Source organism: Vibrio sp. 2017_1457_13, assembly GCF_030851525.1.
GTDB classification, from domain to species: Bacteria; Pseudomonadota; Gammaproteobacteria; order Enterobacterales; family Vibrionaceae; genus Vibrio; species Vibrio metschnikovii.
In genome coordinates, this window is record NZ_VHTA01000027.1 from 1 (window position 1) to 4,147 (window position 4,147).

5 protein-coding genes are annotated in these 4,147 nt (G+C 38.8%); 4 read left to right on the plus strand and 1 reads right to left on the minus strand.

Annotated features, from left to right (window positions below):
• The first annotated feature begins 139 nt into the window (after positions 1-139).
• Positions 140-478: an abortive infection system antitoxin AbiGi family protein gene (locus FKN88_RS17230; RefSeq protein ID WP_306690727.1), complete on the plus strand. Its 339-nt coding sequence runs from the start codon at positions 140-142 to the stop codon at positions 476-478.
• A gap of 158 nt (positions 479-636) precedes the next feature.
• Positions 637-1,398 carry a hypothetical protein gene (locus FKN88_RS17235; RefSeq protein ID WP_306687765.1) on the plus strand — a complete coding sequence of 254 codons (762 nt, stop codon included), beginning with the start codon at positions 637-639 and terminating at the stop codon, positions 1,396-1,398.
• A 711-nt stretch (positions 1,399-2,109) separates the two neighbouring features.
• On the opposite strand, the gene FKN88_RS17240 is transcribed toward FKN88_RS17235, so the two are convergent.
• Positions 2,110-3,072 carry an IS110 family transposase gene (locus tag FKN88_RS17240; RefSeq protein ID WP_154171019.1) on the minus strand — a complete coding sequence of 321 codons (963 nt, stop codon included), beginning with the start codon at positions 3,070-3,072 and terminating at the stop codon, positions 2,110-2,112.
• Between the two features lie 355 nt (positions 3,073-3,427).
• Between FKN88_RS17240 and FKN88_RS17245 the strand changes: the two genes are divergently transcribed.
• Together FKN88_RS17245 and FKN88_RS17250 are read left to right on the plus strand one after the other, a co-directional pair.
• A complete protein-coding gene (locus FKN88_RS17245; RefSeq protein ID WP_170905739.1) occupies positions 3,428-3,787 on the plus strand; it encodes a VOC family protein in 360 nt (119 codons plus the stop codon).
• A gap of 134 nt (positions 3,788-3,921) precedes the next feature.
• Positions 3,922-4,147 (plus strand): dihydrofolate reductase family protein (locus tag FKN88_RS17250; protein WP_373567191.1); only part of this gene is annotated, 226 nt, incomplete at its 3' end.

Below are 4,147 nucleotides of genomic sequence, written 5' to 3' on the forward strand. Positions count from 1 at the left end.
GCCAACCAAAATTAGTGTGCCAATGAAGCAGAAGCGTTGCATGATGAACCCCGGCTTCTTGGAGCAAGTCTTGTTAGCTGGATTTAAGTTGGCGGCTAAATTCTAACCATTCATGCGGACGCCCTGATTGCAGGGGCTAATGCGAGTTGGTGAAACAGTTATTAATAAAGAGTTTTATCAAGAAAATGAATGGAGAGCTGTGCCTGTAAATAGAGAATCATCAGACATTGCTCCTTGGGTAAGTGAAGCACAGTTTCTAGATTCTAGTTTCATGGCTGAGGCGAACGACAAAACTAAAGTGCACAAAAGTTTAAAGCTGTCCCCATCAGATATTAAATACATTTTCGTTAAATCCGATAGTGACATTTCGAACATTGTAAAATTTATTCAGGATAAATTGGATTATTATCCCAGTGTTCAACTAAATATTCTGTTATCAAGGATCATTTCATTGGAAACTATCCAACGCGACATATAATGCTAACAAACGCTTCAAGAGGGACTTCCAACGCGTGGCATTTTTATTGTGCGTTGATTTCGGTGGTTACGGTGTTATGCGGAAACTTGATAGTAGCGTTGTCAGCCCCTTAAGCGGGCGTTATGTTTATAGAAATTCTTAGTTCCCATGGAGTAATTATGAGAGTGTATATTTTATTTTTTTATTTGGTGATTATGTTTGGGTGTAAATCTACCAACTCAGAAATTTATGAAACTATACCTAACAGTGGGATTTCATCACATGAAAAGTTTAGTTTTGACCATTTACTGAATGATTATTTAGCTATGAATGCTATCACAGATGAAAGAGTTTATTGGTATATAAATTCTTATTCAGTTTTAAGGAAGGAGTTTGAGTCTAGAAAAGAATCAGGCTTTGAATTTGATGATTTTGTTAATAAGGTTAAAGATGATATTAATCATAAGGTTAAATTAAATAGTTATAGCAAGTTTTATGATGTTAAATTATATGAGTACGATAAGGAAGAAAAGTACTTCAATTTGGTTGCGCAGGATGGAATTGGTACTATTGAAACATATTGGAATAATTATTCAGGCTCATCTAATCCTAATACTCCTGGTTGGTTCAAAATTATAGTTCGTGCTGATATGCGTGGATGGGTTTTTGATGCTACACCAGAACAAGCAATGGAAATTATAGGAAATAATAAAAATAGAGTCTTAAATGGATTTGTTACGTATCAAGTAGACAAATGTATATCGACTCAAGATTCAGGAGAAGCCAAAAAGATGAAAGTTCCTCTTGGTCATGAATATGCACATGCTATTTTTTGTGATGTAACAGTGACGGGTATTAAATTTTTTAACACGAATAAAATTTATGATTATAGTGTGCCATATGCAGAAGCAAAATTTGTAAGTAAGTATGCTGGCAAATAAACATAACAAACGCTTCAAGAGGGACTTCCAACGCGCGGCATTTTTATTATGCGTTGACTTCGGTGGTTTCAGTGTTATGCGGAAACTTGGTAGTAGCGTTGTCAGCCCCTTAAGCGGGCGTTATGCTTTATTGAGCCTCAGCAAAATCAATATATAAATTTTAATGGGAAAACTCAGTCTGATTTAGAAGTTTTCCTATTCTAATTCATTGATATTATGAGTTTATTGTTCTTTTTGGTGGCGATTAAAAGTTGAACGATGCTTGTGTTTTGTCGGCTAACTCTGCTCTGATAAATTGTGTACGCAAAAGGTTCGATTGTTGCTGAAAGGTCTCTTTCTTTGGTGTGGTTTGCTCATTGATTCCGCAGGCTATTTCGCTTCAGCGTGTTTGGGATCTCATTGGCATCTAGCTTGCTGACAGTGTTTGGTTAGCGCAAGTTTATCGATGTTTGTGCGCTTTTGTCTGGTTCTGCTCTGATAAATTATGTACGCAAAAGATTCAACTGTTGCTGAAAAGTCTCTTTCTTTGGTGTTGTTTACTCATTGATTCCGCAGGCTATTTCGCTTCAACTTATTTGGGATCTTATCGGCACCAATGATTGCTGAAAGTAGGCAAGTTTATCATTTTGAGTTAAACTTCTTTGAACAAATGAATTTTGTAAAAGTTCAATATAATCAATAAGTAATAAAGCATAACAAGAGACTATGGCGTCAAGAGTTAATTTTGGCGCTGTTTGCATCCCACATGCAGCCGTCTCTGAGCATAGAATTTAGGATAACTACCATCTTTCTGACGCAAGCAATGATCGCTACTTTTTTAGGTTTGCCTGCCGCTAATAACTTTTGATAGTGCTGTTTAAAAACAGGGTTACATTGCATTGCAGACATCATGGCCATGTACAAAACCGTCCTGACTTGCATGCGTCCGCCTTTGATCATTCTCTTGCCTTTATAACTGCCGCTTTCTCGAGTAATGGGAGCGACACCGATTAATGAAGCTGCTTGTTTGTTGGTGATGTAGCCCAGCTCAGGTACGTTACTGATGATGGAGGCTGCCGCAATTTTTCCGATGCCAGGTACGCTCTGTAATAGCTCATTTTTGGCTTGGTAATCAGGGCATGTCTCGATGAGTTTTTCGATTCTAGTCTCAATGTTTTCTATCTGTTTTTTGAGCATGGTAAGTAGCGATTTAATCGATGACGCAACAGTCCTAGGCATGATTTGAGAGCGGTTCTTTTCCATGGTTTGCATGGTCAATAACTGGTTGCGTCTTGTCACTAAGTCACTCATTAAACGAATGTTTTCACTTTTCAATTGTGTGAGCTTCGGTTTAATAGCTTCCGCGTAATGAGCAATAAGAGCAGCATCTAAACGGTCATTTTTAGCTCTTTGGCCAAGGGCTCCGGAGAACTTTTTGATATGTAATGGATTAGCAATGACATAGGGTAACTTAGCGTTGTCACAGGCTAAGATGAATGGCATTTCTAAGCGTCCGGTGGCTTCGATGACAATACGTTCAGGGTGGTACTTTTTAATGGTTTTGATGGCTTGTTTAATGCCTTTTTCATCATTGGTGACATTAAAATAGATATCGAGAGGACGGATATAGATATCTAATTGTGACTTGCCGGTATCAACGCCGACATTAATGTTTTGCAGTGTATTTGTATTCATAATAAGCTAACTCTTGCTTGCTAAATGCGGGTTCGAGACCCAGAAGACTATTCGAGTGTGGTGCTTGGAGTTCTATCTGACGTTCGCTCTTGTTATCGGTCTCTCGATAGAGGAGCCACACTTCAATCGAACTATCAGATAGAGAACTTTAGTTGCAGCTAAAGTCTGGGTCTCACTTTACCCTGATTCGTTAGTTATTATCCATACAAACGCTTCAAGAGGGACTTCCAACGCGTGGCATTTTTATTATGCGTTGGCTTTTGTGGTTACGGTGTTATGCGGAAACTTGGTAGTAGCGTTGTCAGCCCCTTAAGCGGGCGTTATGCGCTAATTGGAAAAATGACAGGAGTTAACAATGAATCAGCATGAAAAGCTCAATTATGTAGAATTTGCAGCGAAAGACTTAGAGTCAACGAAAGCATTCTTTTCAAAGGTTTTTGGCTGGAGCTTTGTTGACTATGGACCTGAATACGCAGCTTTTTCAAATGAAGGTTTAGATGGTGGTTTTTTCAAATCTGAGCGTTCTAGTCGGACTGAAAATGGTGGCGCACTCTTAGTTTTCTATAGTTCAGATATTGAAAGCACATTGGGGAAAGTTGTGAAAAATGGCGGCGATATCATCCGTCCAATCTTTGAATTTCCTGGTGGTTGTCGTTTTCATTTTATAGAGCCAAGTGGTAATGAATTTGCTGTTTGGTCTGAAGCACGCGCATAACAAGGCGTTAAAGAGGGATTCGCAACGCGTAGCATTTTCATTATGCGTTGATTTTATTGGTTTTTAGTGCAATGCGGAAGGTTGGTAGTTGCGTTGCTCACCCCTTAACGCGGCGTTAGGTCTTAGGAGTAAAAGTGAAAGTTTCAGCTTACATGGCTCAAAGCCTTGATGGATACATAGCGGGAATAAATGGTGAGCTAGATTGGCTGGAAAATGTTGTTAACCCAGACGGGAGCGATTTTGGTTTTTCAGAATTCATGTCAACGGTTGATGTGCTTCTTATGGGAAGAAATACATTTGAAAAAGTTGCTTCCTTCGGTTTCTGGCCATATAAAAAACATGTGTATGTTGCCAGTAGCT

Coding starts and splice junctions, on each gene's coding strand:
- FKN88_RS17240 (WP_154171019.1), bottom strand. CDS start 3,072: ATGAATACAAATACACTGCAAAACATTAATGTCGGCGTTGATACCGGC.
- FKN88_RS17235 (WP_306687765.1), top strand. CDS start 637: ATGAGAGTGTATATTTTATTTTTTTATTTGGTGATTATGTTTGGGTGT.
- FKN88_RS17245 (WP_170905739.1), top strand. CDS start 3,428: ATGAATCAGCATGAAAAGCTCAATTATGTAGAATTTGCAGCGAAAGAC.
- FKN88_RS17230 (WP_306690727.1), top strand. CDS start 140: ATGCGAGTTGGTGAAACAGTTATTAATAAAGAGTTTTATCAAGAAAAT.